Annotated in this window: 17 protein-coding genes; 5 read left to right on the forward strand and 12 right to left on the reverse strand. The window is 59.8% G+C overall.

From position 1 onward, the window contains the following. Positions 1–76 precede the first annotated feature (76 nt). Together QMK58_RS26190 and QMK58_RS26195 are read right to left on the reverse strand one after the other, a co-directional pair. A complete protein-coding gene (locus QMK58_RS26190; RefSeq protein WP_320395621.1) occupies positions 77–838 on the reverse strand; it encodes a YdcF family protein in 762 nt (253 codons plus the stop codon). Positions 839–941: 103 nt separating this feature from the next. Further along, positions 942–1,262: a hypothetical protein gene (locus QMK58_RS26195; protein WP_053162689.1), complete on the reverse strand. Its 321-nt coding sequence runs from the start codon at positions 1,260–1,262 to the stop codon at positions 942–944. Between the two features lie 280 nt (positions 1,263–1,542). Here QMK58_RS26195 and leuS point away from each other — a divergent pair, with 280 nt between their 5' ends. From leuS to QMK58_RS26220, 5 genes are all read left to right on the forward strand, one after another. Next, complete coding sequence (gene leuS, locus QMK58_RS26200) at positions 1,543–4,149, forward strand: leucine--tRNA ligase (protein WP_053162691.1); 2,607 nt, start codon at positions 1,543–1,545, stop codon at positions 4,147–4,149. Positions 4,150–4,236: 87 nt separating this feature from the next. Then, positions 4,237–4,842 (forward strand): LPS assembly lipoprotein LptE, encoded by a 606-nt coding sequence (gene lptE / locus QMK58_RS26205; protein ID WP_053162693.1) that lies wholly within the window; start codon positions 4,237–4,239, stop codon positions 4,840–4,842. Between the two features lie 39 nt (positions 4,843–4,881). Continuing rightward, a complete protein-coding gene (holA, locus tag QMK58_RS26210) occupies positions 4,882–5,919 on the forward strand; it encodes a DNA polymerase III subunit delta (protein WP_053162695.1) in 1,038 nt (345 codons plus the stop codon). A 200-nt stretch (positions 5,920–6,119) separates the two neighbouring features. Beyond that, positions 6,120–6,284 (forward strand): alternative ribosome rescue factor ArfA, encoded by a 165-nt coding sequence (arfA, locus tag QMK58_RS26215; RefSeq protein WP_007946659.1) that lies wholly within the window; start codon positions 6,120–6,122, stop codon positions 6,282–6,284. 61 nt (positions 6,285–6,345) lie between these two features. Beyond that, complete coding sequence (locus QMK58_RS26220; protein WP_053162697.1) at positions 6,346–7,668, forward strand: lytic murein transglycosylase; 1,323 nt, start codon at positions 6,346–6,348, stop codon at positions 7,666–7,668. Between the two features lie 94 nt (positions 7,669–7,762). Here QMK58_RS26220 and QMK58_RS26225 read toward each other — a convergent pair whose 3' ends face one another. The 10 genes from QMK58_RS26225 to rlmH form a co-directional block, all read right to left on the reverse strand. Beyond that, the gene (locus QMK58_RS26225; protein WP_053162699.1) at positions 7,763–8,710 is read right to left on the reverse strand and encodes a S66 peptidase family protein; all 948 of its coding nucleotides are present in this window, start codon (positions 8,708–8,710) and stop codon (positions 7,763–7,765) included. A 174-nt stretch (positions 8,711–8,884) separates the two neighbouring features. Beyond that, positions 8,885–9,883: a lipoyl synthase gene (gene lipA / locus QMK58_RS26230; RefSeq protein WP_162130451.1), complete on the reverse strand. Its 999-nt coding sequence runs from the start codon at positions 9,881–9,883 to the stop codon at positions 8,885–8,887. A gap of 25 nt (positions 9,884–9,908) precedes the next feature. Continuing rightward, positions 9,909–10,556 carry a lipoyl(octanoyl) transferase LipB gene (gene lipB, locus QMK58_RS26235; RefSeq protein ID WP_053162701.1) on the reverse strand — a complete coding sequence of 216 codons (648 nt, stop codon included), beginning with the start codon at positions 10,554–10,556 and terminating at the stop codon, positions 9,909–9,911. Then, a complete protein-coding gene (locus tag QMK58_RS26240; RefSeq protein WP_053162703.1) occupies positions 10,556–10,831 on the reverse strand; it encodes a DUF493 domain-containing protein in 276 nt (91 codons plus the stop codon). Before QMK58_RS26240 ends, lipB begins: the two co-directional genes overlap by 1 nt. A gap of 83 nt (positions 10,832–10,914) precedes the next feature. Then, positions 10,915–12,072 (reverse strand): D-alanyl-D-alanine carboxypeptidase family protein, encoded by a 1,158-nt coding sequence (locus QMK58_RS26245; protein WP_053162705.1) that lies wholly within the window; start codon positions 12,070–12,072, stop codon positions 10,915–10,917. 184 nt (positions 12,073–12,256) lie between these two features. Then, the gene (locus tag QMK58_RS26250; protein WP_053162707.1) at positions 12,257–13,264 is read right to left on the reverse strand and encodes a septal ring lytic transglycosylase RlpA family protein; all 1,008 of its coding nucleotides are present in this window, start codon (positions 13,262–13,264) and stop codon (positions 12,257–12,259) included. Next, positions 13,264–14,274: a lytic murein transglycosylase B gene (mltB, locus tag QMK58_RS26255; RefSeq protein WP_053162709.1), complete on the reverse strand. Its 1,011-nt coding sequence runs from the start codon at positions 14,272–14,274 to the stop codon at positions 13,264–13,266. Before mltB ends, QMK58_RS26250 begins: the two co-directional genes overlap by 1 nt. A gap of 17 nt (positions 14,275–14,291) precedes the next feature. Further along, positions 14,292–15,395 (reverse strand): rod shape-determining protein RodA, encoded by a 1,104-nt coding sequence (gene rodA, locus QMK58_RS26260; RefSeq protein ID WP_053162859.1) that lies wholly within the window; start codon positions 15,393–15,395, stop codon positions 14,292–14,294. 31 nt (positions 15,396–15,426) lie between these two features. Further along, the gene (mrdA, locus tag QMK58_RS26265) at positions 15,427–17,322 is read right to left on the reverse strand and encodes a penicillin-binding protein 2 (protein ID WP_053162711.1); all 1,896 of its coding nucleotides are present in this window, start codon (positions 17,320–17,322) and stop codon (positions 15,427–15,429) included. Positions 17,323–17,332: 10 nt separating this feature from the next. Then, on the reverse strand, positions 17,333–17,800 hold the full coding sequence (rlmH, locus tag QMK58_RS26270; protein ID WP_007937439.1) for a 23S rRNA (pseudouridine(1915)-N(3))-methyltransferase RlmH: 468 nt from the start codon (positions 17,798–17,800) through the stop codon (positions 17,333–17,335). Positions 17,801–17,806 lie beyond the last annotated feature (6 nt).

A 17,806-nucleotide genomic window follows, 5' to 3' on the forward strand; every position in this document is an offset into this window, starting at 1 on the left:
CATTTCACTCGACAGCTCCTACAGGGTGTACGCAATCCCAATGCAGGAGCTGCCGCAGGCTGCGATCTTTTGCTCTTCAGCGATAGAACAACGAGTACCCAACCTGCCCGACCGCTTCATTCATCAACTGCCCGCTCTGCCAGATCGACTTGAACTCCGGCATCCAGCCTCCCAACGGTCGAGCATTGTCCCCGCCCAAAAACCCAACGGGCGCGGGTATCACTTCAAATCCTGCCTTGCGAAAGCTCCAGACAGAACGAGGCATGTGTGCAGCCTGCGTCACGACCACCACGCGCTTGATCCCTTGGGGCAACAACACTTGCGCCGTGAGTTGCGCGTTTTCCCAGGTGGTACGGCTCTCGCCCTCCTGCCAGCGCACCGTCACACCAAAATCGTCACGCAGAGAATCAGCCATCAACTGCGCTTCGCTCGGTGGCGAACCGTAATGCAGTCCGCCGCTGGTCAACACCGGCAACCCGGACGCCTTGGCTAGCCGCGCCGCATAGCGTTGGCGCTCCAGACCAATGCCTGTGGGCTGATCGGCGCCCCAGGCCAGGTCACCCCGTTCACGCCCCGAGCCCAATACCACGATAGCGTCGGCGCGCTGCCCCAAAGTTGCCCATTCGTCGCGTCTGAGCGGGGGTTCGGTTTCAAGCAGCCTGGCACTCCATTCCACCGCCACGGGCAGACTCATCAGCCAAAGCCCGCCCAAGCCCAGAGCAAAGCACACACCGGCCAGCCGCGGCCTTGAGCGGCGCAACCACCAGGCGAGCAAAAGCAGCAGCAAGAGAATGCCGGGCGGCAACAGTAGTTGTTTCATGAAATAACGAAAAGGCATCGAGCATCTCCTTGAGATGCCCGAAGCCTAAGTGGGTTGGCACAATGCGACAATAAATATGGAAGGACTATGCTTCAAAAAATCCTGGAGCATGGTTTTGTGACTACTTGTATTGCAAAGACCGGACCTTTACCGCGTCTCTGCCGGGAACCTTGTCCTTTAGCCAGATGATCTTGGCCGAACGTGGTGCATCAAGTTGCTTCACTGCTTCTGACAAGCATCCATGTGTCTCACGTTCACTGCGATCCAGATACGCCTTGACCAAAGCAAACTCTGCGGGGCTCAAGCCACGCAGTTCCAGTTCCAGAGGGCGTTCGTCGCGCAGCCGACCTGCGGTTTTTGCCGCTTCCAGGGCCAGCCCCAGACGATCGATCAGTCTTTCGTACAGCTCCGGTTTTGATGCTTTTTGCCGTGACTCAACCATCCCTCACCTCATTGGAAGATAAGACCTACTCCCCAGTTAGAGCTTAGCTTCCATCAACAAACCGGCTGAGTGCCGCGACCAACGGCCCTCGCAGCGGTTTTACGAGACGCGCGGCAGCAATCAGGGTTTCCCTCGGTAGAGCGCGGTCATGTATGCTACGGCGCTTCCTGTAACTCCACTTCCAGCTCGGCTGGACATCGAAAACGCCAATAGGGCGTGATCACTGTCCAGCGTTGCATTGAAGAGGATTAGGCCACCCCTATTCAGTTCAAAAGTAGCCATGCACGAACAATATCAGCCCCGTGAAATCGAAGCCGCCGCCCAGTCTTTCTGGGATGAGCAAAAGTCCTTTGAAGTCAGTGAACAGCCAGGCAAGGAGACCTTCTACTGCCTGTCGATGTTCCCTTACCCCAGCGGCAAGCTACACATGGGGCATGTGCGCAACTACACCATTGGCGACGTGATCTCCCGCTACCAGCGCATGCTCGGCAAGAACGTTCTGCAACCCATGGGTTGGGACGCCTTCGGCATGCCTGCGGAAAACGCCGCAATGAAGAACAACGTAGCGCCTGCCAAGTGGACCTACGAAAACATCGCCTACATGAAAACCCAGCTGCGCAGCCTGGGTCTGGCGGTGGACTGGTCGCGCGAAGTGACCACCTGCAAACCCGATTACTACCGCTGGGAACAGTGGCTGTTCACCCGCCTGTTCGAAAAAGGCGTGATTTACAAAAAAAGCGGCACCGTGAACTGGGACCCGGTCGACCAGACCGTCCTGGCCAACGAACAGGTGATCGACGGTCGCGGCTGGCGCTCCGGTGCGCTGATCGAAAAACGCGAAATCCCGATGTACTACTTCAAGATCACCGCGTACGCGGATGAGTTGCTGGAGAGCCTCGACGAGCTGACTGGCTGGCCTGAACAGGTCAAGACCATGCAGCGCAACTGGATCGGCAAATCTCGCGGCATGGAAGTGCAATTTCCGTACAACGTCGACTCCATCGGCGAATCCGGCGCGCTGAAAGTCTTCACCACCCGTCCAGACACTTTGATGGGCGCAACCTACGTTGCCGTGGCCGCCGAGCACCACCTGGCCACCCTGGCCGCACAGAACAATCCTGAACTGCAAGCGTTCATCGCTGAATGCAAAGGCGGTAGCGTGGCCGAAGCCGACGTCGCCACCCAGGAGAAAAAAGGCCTGCCGACCGGCCTGTTCGTCGAGCACCCGTTGACCGGTGAAAAACTCCCGGTGTGGGTCGCCAACTACGTGCTGATGCACTACGGCGACGGCGCAGTCATGGCGGTTCCCGCCCACGACGAACGCGACTTCGAATTCGCACACAAGTACAACCTGCCGGTCAAATCGGTTGTGCGCACCAGCTCCGGTGACACCAACCCCGCACCATGGCAAGACGCCTACGGCGAGCACGGCACGCTGATCAATTCCGGTGAGTTCGACGGCCTCGACTTCGTAGGGGCCTTCGATGCCATCGAAGTTGCGCTGATCAAGAAAGAACTGGGCGCCTCGCGCACCCAGTTCCGCCTTCGCGACTGGGGTATCAGCCGTCAGCGCTACTGGGGCTGCCCGATCCCGATCATCCACTGCAACACTTGCGGTGATGTGCCAGTGCCGGAAGATCAACTGCCTGTGGTGCTGCCGGAAGACGTCGTACCCGATGGTGCCGGTTCGCCACTGGCGCGCATGCCCGAGTTCTACGAGTGCAGCTGCCCTAAATGCGGCGCGCCTGCCAAGCGTGAAACCGACACCATGGACACCTTCGTCGAGTCCTCGTGGTACTACGCCCGTTACGCCTCGCCGCACTTTGAAGGTGGCCTGGTCGAAAAATCGGCGGCCGACCACTGGTTGCCGGTGGATCAGTACATCGGCGGAATCGAACACGCGATTCTTCACCTGCTGTACGCGCGCTTCTTCCACAAGCTGATGCGCGACGAAGGCCTGGTGAGTTCCAACGAACCGTTCAAGAACCTGCTGACCCAAGGCATGGTGATCGCCGAGACTTACTATCGTCGCGAAGCCAACGGGGCTTACACCTGGTTCAATCCGGCGGACGTCGAACTTGAGCGTGACAGCAAAGCCAAGGTGATCAGCGCCAAGTTGAAATCTGACGGCTTGCCGGTAGAAATCGGCGGCACCGAGAAGATGGCCAAGTCGAAGAACAACGGCGTCGACCCACAGTCGATGATCGACCAGTTCGGCGCAGACACCTGCCGTCTGTTTATGATGTTCGCTTCGCCACCAGACATGAGCGCAGAATGGTCCGACTCCGGCGTTGAAGGCTCACACCGTTTCCTCAAGCGCGTCTGGCGTCTGGCTCAGGCGCACGTCACGCAGGGTCTGCCGGGCAAACTCGACGTTGCCAGCCTGAACGATGAACAGAAGGCTGTACGCCGCTCGATCCACCTGGCCATCAAGCAGGCCAGCCAGGACGTCGGCCAGAACCACAAATTCAACACCGCCATCGCCCAGGTGATGACACTGATGAACGTGCTGGAAAAAGCCGCGCAAGGCACCGAACAGGATCGTGCACTGATTCACGAAGGCCTGGAAACCGTGACGCTGCTGCTGGCTCCGATCACGCCGCACATCAGTCATGAACTTTGGAATCAACTGGGCCACGCCGAACCGGTGATCGACGCTGGCTGGCCGGTGCTGGACGAAACGGCCTTGGTGCAAGACAGCTTGCAGCTGGTGATTCAGGTCAACGGCAAACTGCGCGGTCACATCGAAATGCCGGCCAGCGCCAGCCGCGAAGAAGTCGAAGCCGCCGCCCGCGCCAACGAGAACGTTCTGCGCTTTGTCGACGGCCTGACCATTCGTAAAGTGATCGTAGTGCCCGGGAAACTGGTCAATATCGTCGCCAGCTAATTGGAGCAGGCGCCAGGTCAGCCTGGCGCCGAGTAAAACCTTTCGGGCCGCTCGATCGGCCCACATGGTTTCAAGGGGAACAACAAGATGATCAAACGCAATTTGCTGGTAATGGGCCTTGCGGTTCTGCTGAGCGCCTGCGGTTTCCAGCTGCGTGGTACCGGCACCAACGAACTGGCGATCAAGGAACTTGATCTGAGCGCCCGCAACGCTTACGGCGAAACCGTGACGCAACTGCGTCAGATGCTGACCAGCAGCGGCGTCAAGGTTTACACCGGCGCACCCTACAAGCTTGTGCTGACTGACGAGCAGGAAAGTCAGCGCATCCTCAGCTACGCCGGTGCCGGCCGTACGGGTGAATACCAGGTGACGACCGTACTCAACTACGACATCCGTGGCCAGGGCAACCTGCCGCTGTTAAGTGACAAGCTTGAAGTACAAAAAATCTTCCTTCACGACGGCAACAATCTGGCGGGCTCGGACCAGGAAGCCACAACCGCCAAGACGGAAACCCGTCGTGAGCTGGTTCAACGCATGATGCTGCGCCTGTCGCAGCTGAGCCCAGCGCAACTGGATCAGCTGCAACAGACCGCCGAAGCCAAAGCCAGGGCTGATGCTGCGGCACTGGAAGCGGCGCAAAAAGCTGAAGCGCAAACGCCGCGTCAGTCGCCAATCCAACTGCCGAAGCAGTAAGACTTACGGGGCGCTCAAGCGCCCCGTTCGCCCTCTCTTATGAAACTCGCCCCCGCCCAACTCGCCAAACACCTGCAAGGTGCCCTCGCGCCTGTCTACATCATCAGCGGCGATGATCCGTTGCTGTGCCAGGAGGCCGCGGATGCCATTCGCTTGACCGCCCGCCAGCAGGGTTTTGATGAACGCCAGGTGTTTGCCGCCGATGCCAGTTTCGACTGGGGTACATTGCTGCAGGCTGGCGCCAGCATGTCGCTGTTCGCCGAAAAGCGCCTGTTGGAATTGCGTCTGCCTTCCGGCAAACCCGGTGACAAAGGTGCAGCCGCGCTCATTGAGTATTGCTCGCGACCGGCCGAAGACACACTGTTGTTGATCAGCCTGCCCAAGCTCGATGGCAGCGCGCAGAAGACCAAGTGGGGCAAGGCCCTGGTTGAAGGCCAGCAAACCCAGTTCGTGCAGATCTGGCCGGTGGATGTCAGCCAGTTGCCGAGCTGGATCCGCCAGCGCCTGTCCCAGGCCGGGCTTTCTGCTAACCAGGATGCCGTTGAGCTGATTGCCGCGCGGGTCGAAGGTAATCTGTTGGCCGCAGCCCAGGAAATCGAGAAGCTCAAACTGATGGCCGAGGGTGGCCAGATCACCGTTGAAACAGTGCAGGCGGCCGTGGCCGACAGTGCTCGCTTCGACGTGTTCGGTTTGACCGATGCGATCCTCAATGGCGAAGCGGCCCATGCCTTGCGAATGCTCGAAGGGTTGCGCGGTGAGGGCGTCGAGCCACCCGTGATTCTCTGGGCCCTGGCCCGCGAACTGCGCCTGCTGGCCAACATTTCGCTGCAATACAGTCAGGGCACGCCGCTGGACAAAGCCTTCAGCCAGGCCAAGCCGCCTGTCTGGGACAAACGCAAACCGTTGATGAGTAAAGCCCTGCAACGCTACTCGGCGCAACGCTGGGCGCAGTTGTTGCTGGAAGCGCAACGCATTGATGCGCAGATCAAAGGCCAGGCGGCTGGTTCGCCGTGGATGAGCTTGAGTCGGTTGACACTGTTGATGGCTGGGCAAAAATTGGCGTTGCCTGCCGAGTAAGATCAAGAAATCGCAGCCTTCGGCAGTTCCTGCAGATTGAAACGCGATCCTGCGTAGGAGCTGCCGAAAGCTCGGGCCGCATTCGGACCATCCTTTGATCTTTGTTCCTGCAAAGTCCCCATCGATCGCCCCTATAGACAGAACCTCAACTTCAGCCGATGATTTACCCCGCAAAAACCACACACTTGCGAGAAATCATCATGAGCAAAAAGCCATCAACGCATGGCCCCAACAAGGCCAAATCCATCATCGCCCAGCCACTGTTCCGCAGCCGTCAGGAACGTGCCGGCAAAGGCAAAGGCAGCTACCGCCGCGAAGCCTTCCAGTCTAATAGCTGGGAGGCTTCTTACTTTCTGGCCGCTTGAAGCAGAACACCCCTTCTACATGTTAAGGTCTGTATCTGAATCGTTTTCCCTGGACCTGTGCATGCCCTTTTGTATTCCCCGTCGTTGGCACCTGCGCCAATTGATTGCTGCCTCCAGCCTTGTTTTGCTTGTCGCCTGCGCGGAAAAACCGACCGCTGCCGACGCTCAACCCCTCCAGACGTCGCCCGTTGCCACCGCCCCGGCGGTTGTTCCGCCAGTGGTTCCGACCGGTGAGAACGTCGACATCCAGCCGACGCAGACCTTCGCCGAATGGCAGGCAGGTTTCCGCAAGGATGCCTTGGCCGCCGGCGTGCGCGCCGATCTGTTTGATCGCGCTTTCGCCAATGTCAGCTTCGACCCCAGCGTGATTCGTGCCGATCGCAGCCAACCGGAATTCGCAAAACCGGTGTGGGAATACCTCGACGGCGCCCTGTCGCCACTGCGCGTGCGCAAGGGCCAGACGCTGGTCACCCAATACGCCGATGTCCTGCAAAGTATCGAGCAGCGCTACGGCGTCGATCGCCAGGCGTTGGTGGCGGTGTGGGGCATGGAGAGTAACTTCGGGCAATTCCAGGGCAGCAAATCGGTGATCAATTCGCTGGCGACTCTGGCCTATGAAGGTCGCCGCCCAGGCTTCGCCCATGCGCAATTGATCGCGGCCCTGCAGATCCTGCAACAAGGTGACATCGAGCCTGAGAAGATGCTGGGCTCCTGGGCGGGCGCGATGGGCCAGACCCAATTTATCCCGACCACCTACAACACCCACGCCGTGGACTTCGACGGCGACGGCCGCCGCGATATCTGGGGCAGTTCGGCAGATGCCCTGGCCTCGACCGCGCATTACCTGCAAAGCTCCGGCTGGCAGAGAGGTCAGCCATGGGGCTTTGAAGTCCAGCTGCCGGGCGGTTTCGATTACGTATTGGCCGACGGTACGATTCGCAAGACTGTCGCCGAATGGCGCCAACTGGGCGTCATGTTGCCCAACGGCGGCCAGGCCCCGGCCGGCTCCGAGCAGTTATCCGCCGCCCTGTTGCTGCCGGCTGGCTATAGAGGCCCGGCATTCCTGGTGCTCGATAACTTCCGCGCGATTCTCAAGTACAACAACTCGTCGTCCTATGCCCTGGGGGTGAGCCTGTTGTCCGAACGCTTCAACGGCGCTGGCTTGATCAGCGGTTCGTGGCCCAAGGATGACCTGCCGCTGAGCCGTACCGAACGGATTGAACTGCAAAACCTGTTGAGTGCCCAGAACTACGACGCAGGCACCGCCGACGGCATCATTGGCGCCAACACGCGCAAGGCCATCCGCAGCGCCCAGCAGTCGTTTGGCTGGCCGGCGGATGGTTACCCGACGCACAAGTTGCTCGAAGGGTTACGCAACCGCTAAAAGCAAAAGATCGCAGCCTGCGGCAGCTCCTACGGGATTTGGGGTACATCCGTAGGAGCTGCCGCAGGCTGCGATCTTTTCAGATGCTCGCGACTTAACTGACCACCACATCCTGCTCCAACAGTAACTCCTTGTTCCCAGCATCCAAGCGCACCAACGCCCCCATGGGTAGCGTAAGGTTCGGATCGCAATGGCCGCTTCGCCACCCGGACAACACCGGAATCTTCAATGGCGCGAAGGTCTGCTTGAGCAACCGGTCCAGCGCTGCCACCTCAACACCCGCGACATCCCCGACCAACACGCCGCGCAGCTTGTGCAACGTGCCGGCCAGCCGCAGCTGCGTCAGCAACCGGTCGATGCGATACAGAGGCTCGTTGATATCCTCGATCAACAGAATGACGCCCTCGACATCAATCTCGTAGGGCGTGCCCATGGTCGCGGCGATCATGGCCAGATTGCCTCCGAGCAAGCGTCCATGAGCAACGCCTGGCTCGATCGTCGTCAGCGGGTAAGCCACCGGATGAGCCAGCACCGTGCCCGCCCTTACCTGCCCGCGCAACATGTTGAAGAACGAAGACTCCGTAGGTATTTGCTTGTCACCCAGCAGGTCAGCATTGAGCAACGGACCATGAAAGGTCACGAAGCCGGCATAACGACTGATCGCCAAATGCAGCGCGGTGATATCGCTGTAGCCGACGAACGGCTTGGCGTTGTCACGCAGCAAATCAAAATCGATGCGATCGAGCAGTCGCGGTGTGCCGTAACCGCCGCGCAGGCAGATGATCGCATCCACCTCGCTGTCGGCGAATGCTGCATGCAGGTCGCCAAGTCGCACCTCGTCGCTACCGGCCAGGTAACCGTTTTTTTCGTAGACCCCGGGAAACACTTTCAGTGAATAACCCCGGGCACGCATCCATTGCACCGCCTTGTCGGTGTCCAGCGGCGCGGGACCGGCGGGTGCGATGACACCGATCATGCCTTCCGACGGCAGTGCCGGGACGGGGGCATGAGGGCAAAGGGTGTGGGTCGGTCGAGCGGTCATCCGTGAATCTCCCTGTGTGAAATCTTCAGCACACAGTAGTCAGGAACGGGGACAAACAGAAGAGGAACCGTTGCCCCGCAGGTTGCAGGAAAAAACAGCCATTGCCGTAGGCCAGGCAAAAAAACGCCCGCGAGGCTGGATGCCGTGCGGGCGCTTTTCATTTCATTGCGTCGATCAGGACGACATCAGTTCAGCCTTGACCAGCTTCGCCTGCTCGTCGGCGTGATACGAAGAACGTACCAACGGGCCGGATGCGACGTTCTTGAAGCCCATCTTGTAACCTTCTTCGGCGAACCAGGCGAAGGTATCCGGGTGCACAAAACGTTGCACCGGCAAGTGGCTGCGGGACGGCTGCAGGTATTGGCCGAGGGTCAGCATGTCAATGTCGTGTTCGCGCATGCGCTTCATGACTTCGATGACTTCTTCGTCGGTCTCGCCCAGGCCCAGCATCAAGCCGGACTTGGTCGGAATGTGCGGCATCATCTGCTTGAAGCGTTGCAGCAGGGTCAGCGACCACTGGTAGTCGGAACCCGGACGCGCAGCCTTGTACAGGCGCGGCACGGTTTCCAGGTTGTGGTTGAACACATCCGGCGGCTCGGCGGCAGTGATTTCCAGGGCTATGTCCATGCGGCCACGGTAGTCCGGAACCAGGGTTTCCAGTTGCACATTCGGCGACAGCTTGCGGATTTCACGGATGCAGTCGGCAAAGTGCTGGGCACCGCCGTCACGCAGGTCGTCGCGGTCTACCGAGGTGATCACCACGTACTTGAGACGCAGGTCTGCAATGGCGATGGCCAGGCTTTCCGGTTCGTTGACGTCCAGCGGCTTCGGACGGCCGTGACCAACGTCGCAGAACGGGCAACGACGGGTGCAGATGTCACCCATGATCATGAAGGTCGCGGTGCCCCCGGAGAAGCACTCACCCAGGTTCGGGCAGGACGCCTCTTCGCAGACGCTGTGCAGCTTGTGTTTGCGCAGCAGGGCCTTGATGCGGTCGACTTCCGGCGAAACCGGGATGCGTACGCGAATCCAGTCGGGCTTCTTCGGTAGTTCGGTGGTCGGAATGATCTTTACCGGGATGCGTGCAACCTTCTCGGCGCCGCGCAGCTTGACGCCGGCTTCAACCTTGGGACGCGGGGCCGGGCGCTCGGAGACATCGAGCGTCGGGATCATGGTTTGCACTGCATCAGTAGTCATATCAGTCGATTCCGCCCGTCAGGGTCGTCTGCTCAGCATAGTCGAGGTGTTTGACGAGCTGCGCGCGCAGCCGGGCACTTACCTCGGCAAATTCAATCGGTCCTGCGTGATCGCTCAGCTGGGTCATCGCCAGCCCGGCATAGCCGCAGGGATTTATCCGTCGAAACGGTTCCAGGTTCATGTCCACGTTCAGGGCCAGGCCATGAAAGGAACAACCGTGGCGGATCCGTAGACCCAGGGAAGCGATTTTCGCTCCATTGACGTAGACACCCGGCGCGTCGGGCTTGGCCGCGGCGGTCACGCCGTAGCTCGCAAGCAGCTCGATCAGACACTGCTCCATCCGGCTGACCAGATCGCGCACGCCAAACCCCAGCTTGCGCACATCCAACAGCAAATAAGCCACCAACTGGCCGGGACCGTGGTACGTCACCTGACCACCACGATCAACCTGCACCACCGCAATATCGCCGGGGAGCAGCAGATGCTCGGCCTTGCCAGCCTGTCCCTGGGTAAATACCGGCGGGTGCTCGACCAGCCAGATCTCGTCGGCGGCATCATTGCCGCGTTCGTTGGTGAATCGTTGCATGGCGTGCCAGACCGGCTCGTAAGCCATCTGGCCGAGTTCGCGAAAGCCCAGCGTGCCAGACATCACAGCACCATGTGCACGAAACCGGTGGCCCGCAGTGCGCTGTTGATGTTGTACAGCTGGTCCTGGTCGGTCGCAACGATGTGCAACTGAATCGTGGTGTATTTGCCGTTGCTGCTCTGGCGCTCGTCAATTCGCTCATCATTGATCGTGGCGTACTTCTTGACGATGTCGATGATCCTGTCCTTGTTGCCCACGCCGGTGTCGCTGATCACCTTAACCGGGTAATCGTTGGCAGGGAATTCGATCTTTGGCGCCTTTACTTCGGTATCGGTCATGGCGTAACGGCCTCGTAAGCGTAAGCCGTGGCGACGGCAAGGCCCTACGCCAGATCAGCGCGGGGCCTTGCAGGTGCACACTATCAGTTGAACAAGCCGTAGAAGAATAGACGGATGCTATCCCACATGCGGCGGAAGATACCACCCTCCTCGACAGCGTCCAGGGCGATCAGGTCGGCGCTGTGCACCACTTTGTCGTCCAGTTTCACTTCGACTTTACCGATCACGTCACCCTTGGCGATTGGCGCGATCAGTTGCGGGTTCATGGTCATGCTGGCCGCGAGCTTTTTCAGCTGGCCTTTGGGCAGGGTCATGGTCAGGTCTTGCGCCAGGCCAGCCTTGACTTGATTGGTGGAGCCTTTCCACACCGGCGCCTGAGCCAGCTCGGCGCCTTTCTGATAGAAGGTCTGGGTTTCGAAGAAGCGGAAACCGTAGGTCAGCAGCTTCTGGGTCTCGGCGGCGCGGGCCACTTCGCTGTTGGTGCCGAAAACCACAGCAATCAGGCGCATGCCATCACGTACGGCCGAGGACACCATGCAGTAGCCAGCTTCGTCGGTATGGCCGGTTTTCAGACCGTCGACCGTCTTGTCACGCCACAGCAGCAGGTTGCGGTTCGGCTGCTTGATGCCGTTCCAGAAGAACTCTTTCTGCGAGTAGATCGCGTAGTGAGCAGGATCTTCGTGGATGATTGCACGAGCCAGCACCGCCATGTCGTGAGCCGACGAATAGTGCTCAGGGTTCGGCAGACCGGTCGGGTTCATGAAGTGGCTGTTGGTCATGCCCAGGTCGCCAACGGTTTTGTTCATCATATCGGCAAAGGCGTCTTCGCTGCCGGCGATGTGCTCGGAGAGCGCAACGCTGGCGTCGTTGCCCGACTGGATGATGATGCCGTGCAGCAGGTCGCTGACGGTGACTTGCGAGCCGACCTTGATGAACATCCGCGAACCGCCGGTACGCCAGGCATTTTCGCTGACGGTCACCGGATCGTTTTCGCCGATCTGGCCACGACGGATTTCGAGGGTCGCGATGTACGCGGTCATCAGCTTGGTCAGGCTGGCCGGCGGCAGACGCTGGTCACCATTGTTCTCGACCAGCACGTTGCCGCTGCTGGCATCCATGAGCACGTAGGCCTTGGCGGCCAGTTGTGGTGGCGACGGCATCATCTCGACCGCGAAAGCGGCGGGTGAGAGGAGCAGCGGGACTAACAGGAACAGGCGTTTGGCAAAGGTGGTGATGTTCATCCGTCTCTCGAAATCGCTAATGGAAACTGCCCAAGGGCAAAACTAATCAAATAACCTTCTAACGGGTTATCGCGTGTTCAGTTGCTCACTCCAGTCACCCTTGCCGGGCTTTTGTTCTTCAACGAGTCAACAACCTGGTCCGCCCCCCAAAACCGCAGACGAACCGTCAATCAAGTCTTACGTATTACTCAGTCACAACACTTGGCGAACCGAGGTTGGCCAGGCGCACACTGTTCTGTACCTGCTGGACTTCACCCGGCGAACCGATCGGCCCCAGGCGCACCCGGTGCAGGGTCTGCTGATTGCGCACGATCGAACTGATGAACACCGGAGCGCTCACCATCCCGCTGAGCTTCGATCTCAGGAGTTCTGCAGCGTCCGGGTTGGCGAACGCGCCCACCTGCAGATACTGGCCAGAGGCTGCTGCAGAAGCGTTTTTTTTTGCATCAACCGGTACAGGCACTACCGCGGCGGCGTGTTGCTGCGGTGGCGGCGTCCATTGCTCGACAGTGCCGGCCGAAGCCGTAATCACCGGAGCGCTATTTTGCGCGACTTTCGGTTCATTGAGCATTAACGGTGCCGGACGGCCCTTGGCGGCCCACCATTGCTGCGGATCGATACCTTCAACCTTGACCCGCGCAGTGCCGGTTTCGGCATAACCGAGTTTTTTGGCGGCCGCATAAGACAAGTCGATGATCCGGTCCGAGTAGAACGGCCCCCGGTCGTTGACCCGCAGGATCACGCTCTTGTTGTTGTCCAGGTTGGTCACCCGAACGTAACTCGGCAACGGTAGCGTCTTATGCGCGGCACTCATGCCGTACAGGTCATACACCTCGCCGTTGGCGGTGTTCTGGCCGTGAAACTTGGTGCCATACCAGGACGCCGTGCCCGACTGCACATAGGTCTTGGACTCTTGCAGCGGGAAGTAGGTCTTGCCCAGCACGGTGTACGGGTTAGCCTTGTACGGGCCGGTGTGCAGGGTCGGCGTGGCGTCCGGGATACGCGAAACATCGACGTCCCACCAAGGCGCGCCATCCTTGTGGGCGCGGTTGATGTCCAGTCCCGGTGTCGTGCGTACGGCGGCAGGAGCCTTCTGCGCTGGCGGGCGACTGGTCGAACAACTGGCGACCAGCATCGCCAGCGCGGCGAATGCCATCAGCTTCAGGGGTTTATTCATAGGCAATGCCCGCATTACTTGACGCCCCGTGCTTGGACCAGCTGTTCAGACAGCTGATGTACGGCCATGGCGTACATCACGCTGCGGTTATAACGCGTAATCGCGTAGAAATTCTTCAGACCCATCCAGTATTCGGGGCCATTGTCGCCTTCCAGGCGGAAAGCTGTAACCGGCATATCATCGCGCAGCGCATCATGACTTGACCACCCCAAGGCTCGCAACTCCCCGACGGTTTTCGCCGGCTCGATGCCCGTGGTCAAACCTTCGTCCACCTGCTCGCCGCGCACATCGGCGCGGCTGACCACCGGTTCGCCCGCGACCCAGCCATGACGCTTGAAATAACTGGCGACACTGCCAATGGCATCGTCCGGGTTGTTCCAGATATTGATGTGGCCATCACCGTCGAAATCCACTGCATAGGCGCGAAAACTGCTCGGCATGAATTGCGGCAGCCCCATTGCCCCGGCGTAAGAGCCCTTGAGTGTCAACGGATCGACCTGCTCCTCACGGGCCAGCAAAAGGAATTCACGCAGTTCCTTGCGGAAAAATTCGGCACGGGGAGGATAGTCGAAACCCAGCGTCGACAAGGCATCGATTACGCGGAAATTACCGGTATTGCGCCCGAAAAAGGTCTCAACGCCGATGATCGAAACAATGACCTGCGCCGGTACGCCGTATTCCTGCTCGGCTCGTGCCAGGACTGCCTCGTGCTGGCGCCAGAAGTCCACACCGCGTGCAATGCGCGCGTCGGTAATGAACATCGGGCGATACTCGTTCCACTGTTTTACCCGTTCGGCAGGTTTGGAGATGGCATTCAGAATCGACTGTTTGCGCTCGGCTTCGCGGAACACGCCCATCAGTTGCTCACCAGCGAACCCGTAGTCGCGGGTCATTTCACCGACGAATTCGGCCACCTGGGGTGAACCTTCGTAATCGCCGGCCAATGCTGTCTGCATTGTGCCAAGGATGCTTACCAGGCCGACCCATGGCGCGTATCGAGTCGCCCAGCCACGCATTACTTGCATTGAAATCTTCACCTTATTCAAACCTGCGCGATCCACTTGCGATGGGTATGGATCGACATCAAAACCCCAAACGCTGACAGTAGCGTCACCAGCGAAGTTCCTCCGTAGCTAATGAACGGCAACGGAACCCCCACCACCGGCAACAGGCCACTGACCATACCGATGTTGACGAAAACATAAACAAAAAACGTCATGGTCAGGCTGCCCGCGAGCAATTTGCCGAACAATGTCTGGGCCTGGGCGGTAATCACCAGGCCACGACCGATGAGCAGCAGATAAATCAGCAGCAGCGCGCAGATACCCACCAGGCCGAACTCTTCACCCAGTACCGCAATAATGAAGTCGGTGTGGCTTTCTGGCAGAAAGTCCAGGTGCGACTGGGTGCCGAGCAGCCAGCCTTTGCCGAACACCCCACCGGAGCCGATGGCGGCTTTCGACTGAATGATGTTCCAGCCAGTGCCTAACGGGTCACTTTCCGGGTCGAGGAAAGTGAGGACGCGCTGTTTCTGGTAATCGTGCATCACGAAGTACCACATGGCCACGGACACCGGCACGGCAGCAGCGAGCACGCTGAGGATCCAGCGCCAGCGCAGGCCGCCCATGAACAGCACAAAGGCGCCCCCCGCCAGAATCAGCAATGAAGTGCCGAGGTCGGGCTGACGCACGATCAGGATGAAGGGCAAGCCAATCAGGAACAGGCTGACCCCCACATGTTTGAGTTGCGGCGGCAAGGTGCGCTTGGACAGGTACCAGGCGATGGTCGCCGGCATCAGGATCTTCATGAATTCCGAAGGCTGGAAGCGGATGACCCCGGGAATGTTGATCCAGCGCGTGGCGCCCATGGCGTTGTGCCCCATGATGTCGACGACCACCAGCAACAACACGCCGAGCACATAACCCACCGGGACCCAACGGGCCATGAAACGCGGTTCGAACTGGGCGATGACAATCATCGACACCAGGCCGATGCCGAACGAAGTGGCTTGTTTGGCCAGTAGATCCCAGCTTTTGCCACTGGCCGAATAGAGTACGAACAGGCTGCCGGCCGCCAGAGTCAGCAGCAGGATCAGCAACGGGCCGTCGATATGCAGACGCTGCAGCAACGTCGCACGACGACGCATCACATCCTCGCTCGAGAGCATGCGATCGAAATTATTCTTCACGGGCTGTTGCCTCAGGGCTGATAGGGCTGGCGTATTCAGGCTTCAACCGGCCATTCTGGTCCAGGAGCCAGGCGTCCATGATCTGCCGCACCACGGGCGCGGCGACACCAGAGCCGGACTCACCGTTCTCGACCATTACCGAGACCACGATTTTCGGATCATCGGCCGGCGCGAAGCCAACGAACAAGGCGTGGTCGCGATGGCGCTCCTGAACCTTGGAACGGTCGTACTTCTCGCCCTGCTTGATCGCGACCACCTGGGCCGTACCCGACTTGCCGGCAATCCGGTACTGCGCACCGATCGCGGCCTTGCGCGCCGTACCCCGGGCACCGTGCATCACCTGCTGCATGCCATGGTTGACCTTGTTCCAGTCCGACGGGTCGCGCAGGATGATGTCCGGCATCGGATTCTCATCAACAGGTTTCACACCCTCGATGGTCCTGGCCAGGTGCGGACGGTTCCAGACGCCTTTGTTGGCGACCAGCGCGGTGGCTTGGGCCAGTTGCAGCGGGGTCGACTGCATATAGCCCTGCCCAATCCCGAGAATCAGCGTTTCGCCCGGGAACCACGCCTGCCGACGGGTCGCACGTTTCCATTCGCGGGACGGCATCAACCCCGGTGATTCTTCGAACATGTCCAGCGAGACTTTTTGACCGATGCCAAACTTGGTCATGTATGCCGCCAACCGATCGATCCCCAGCTTGTGGGCCAGGTCATAGAAGTAGGTGTCGTTGGAGCGCATGATCGCCGTATCGAGGTCGACAAAGCCGTCACCGGTACGGTTCCAGTTACGGTATTTGTGATCGTAGTTGGGCAGCATGTAATAGCCCGGATCGAACACTCGCGACGACGCCGTCACCACACCCGCGTCCAGACCGGCAATCGCCACCGCCGGCTTGATGGTCGAACCTGGCGGGTACAGGCCTCGCAATACGCGGTTGAACAGCGGCCGGTCAATGGAGTCGCGCAGTTCGGAATAGGCCTTGAAACTGATGCCGGTGACAAACAGGTTCGGGTCGAAACTCGGCTGGCTGACCATGGCCAGTACTTCGCCGGTTTTCGGGTCCAGTGCGACCACCGCGCCACGACGACCACCGAGCGCCGCTTCGGCGGCTTCCTGCAATTTGATGTCCAGGCTCAGGACGATGTCCTTGCCGGGAATCGGATCGGTACGCTTGAGCACGCGCAAAACGCGGCCCCGGGCGTTGGTCTCGACTTCCTCGTAACCCACCTGGCCGTGTAATTCAGGCTCGTAGAAACGCTCGATACCGGTTTTGCCAATGTGGTGAGTGCCGCTGTAATTGACCGGATCGAGGGACTTGAGCTCCTTCTCGTTGATCCGCCCCATGTAACCAACCGAGTGCGCAAAGTGCGCACCCTGCGGATAGTGACGTACCAATTGCGCGACCACTTCCACACCAGGCAGGCGGAACTGGTTCACCGCGATCCGGGCGATCTGTTCTTCGCTCAACTCAAACAGGATTGGCACCGGCTCGAACGGACGACGGCCCTGGCGCATGCGTTTCTCGAAAATCACCCGATCCTCGGGCGTCAGCTCCAGCACTTCGACAATCACATCGAGCACTTGCTGCCAGTCGCCGGAGCGCTCGCGGGTCATACTCAAGCTGAAACTCGGCCGGTTGTCGGCAATCACCACGCCATTACGGTCGAAGATCAAACCGCGCGTCGGCGGAATCGGCTGCACATGGACACGGTTGTTTTCCGACAGGGTCGAGTGGTACTCGTACTGGATGACCTGGAGAAAATACAGACGCGCAATCAACACGCAGATCAGCGTCACCACTGCAATTGCCCCGAACACGACGCGGCCACGCACCAGACGGGCGTCTTTTTCGTGGTCCTTGATGCGGATCGGCTGGGACATGAGGGCAGAATTACTTGTGGTAAGGGTGACCGGACAGCACGGTCCAGGCACGGTACAACTGTTCGCCGATCAGAATCCGCACCAGCGGGTGCGGCAACGTCAGCGGCGACAACGACCAGCGCTGGTCAGCCCGGGCACAGACTTCCGGCGCCAGCCCTTCTGGGCCGCCGACCATGAAGTTGACGGTGCGCGAGTCCAGCCGCCAGCGATCGAGTTCGACCGCCAGTTGCTCGGTACTCCAGGGCTTGCCATGGACTTCGAGGGTGACAACACGCTCGTTCGGCCCGACCTTGGCCAGCATGGCTTCGCCTTCCTGACGGATGAAGCGTGCCACGTCGGCGTTCTTGCCCCGGGTGTTGAGCGGTATTTCCACCAGTTCCAGCGCCAGCTCGGACGGAAGACGCTTGGCATATTCATGCCAGCCTTCTTCCACCCATTTAGGCATGCGGGAGCCGACGGCGATCAGTCGCAGTCGCACAGCCGT

The sequence above is a fragment of the Pseudomonas sp. P8_241 genome (assembly GCF_034008315.1).
GTDB lineage: Bacteria > Pseudomonadota > Gammaproteobacteria > Pseudomonadales > Pseudomonadaceae > Aquipseudomonas.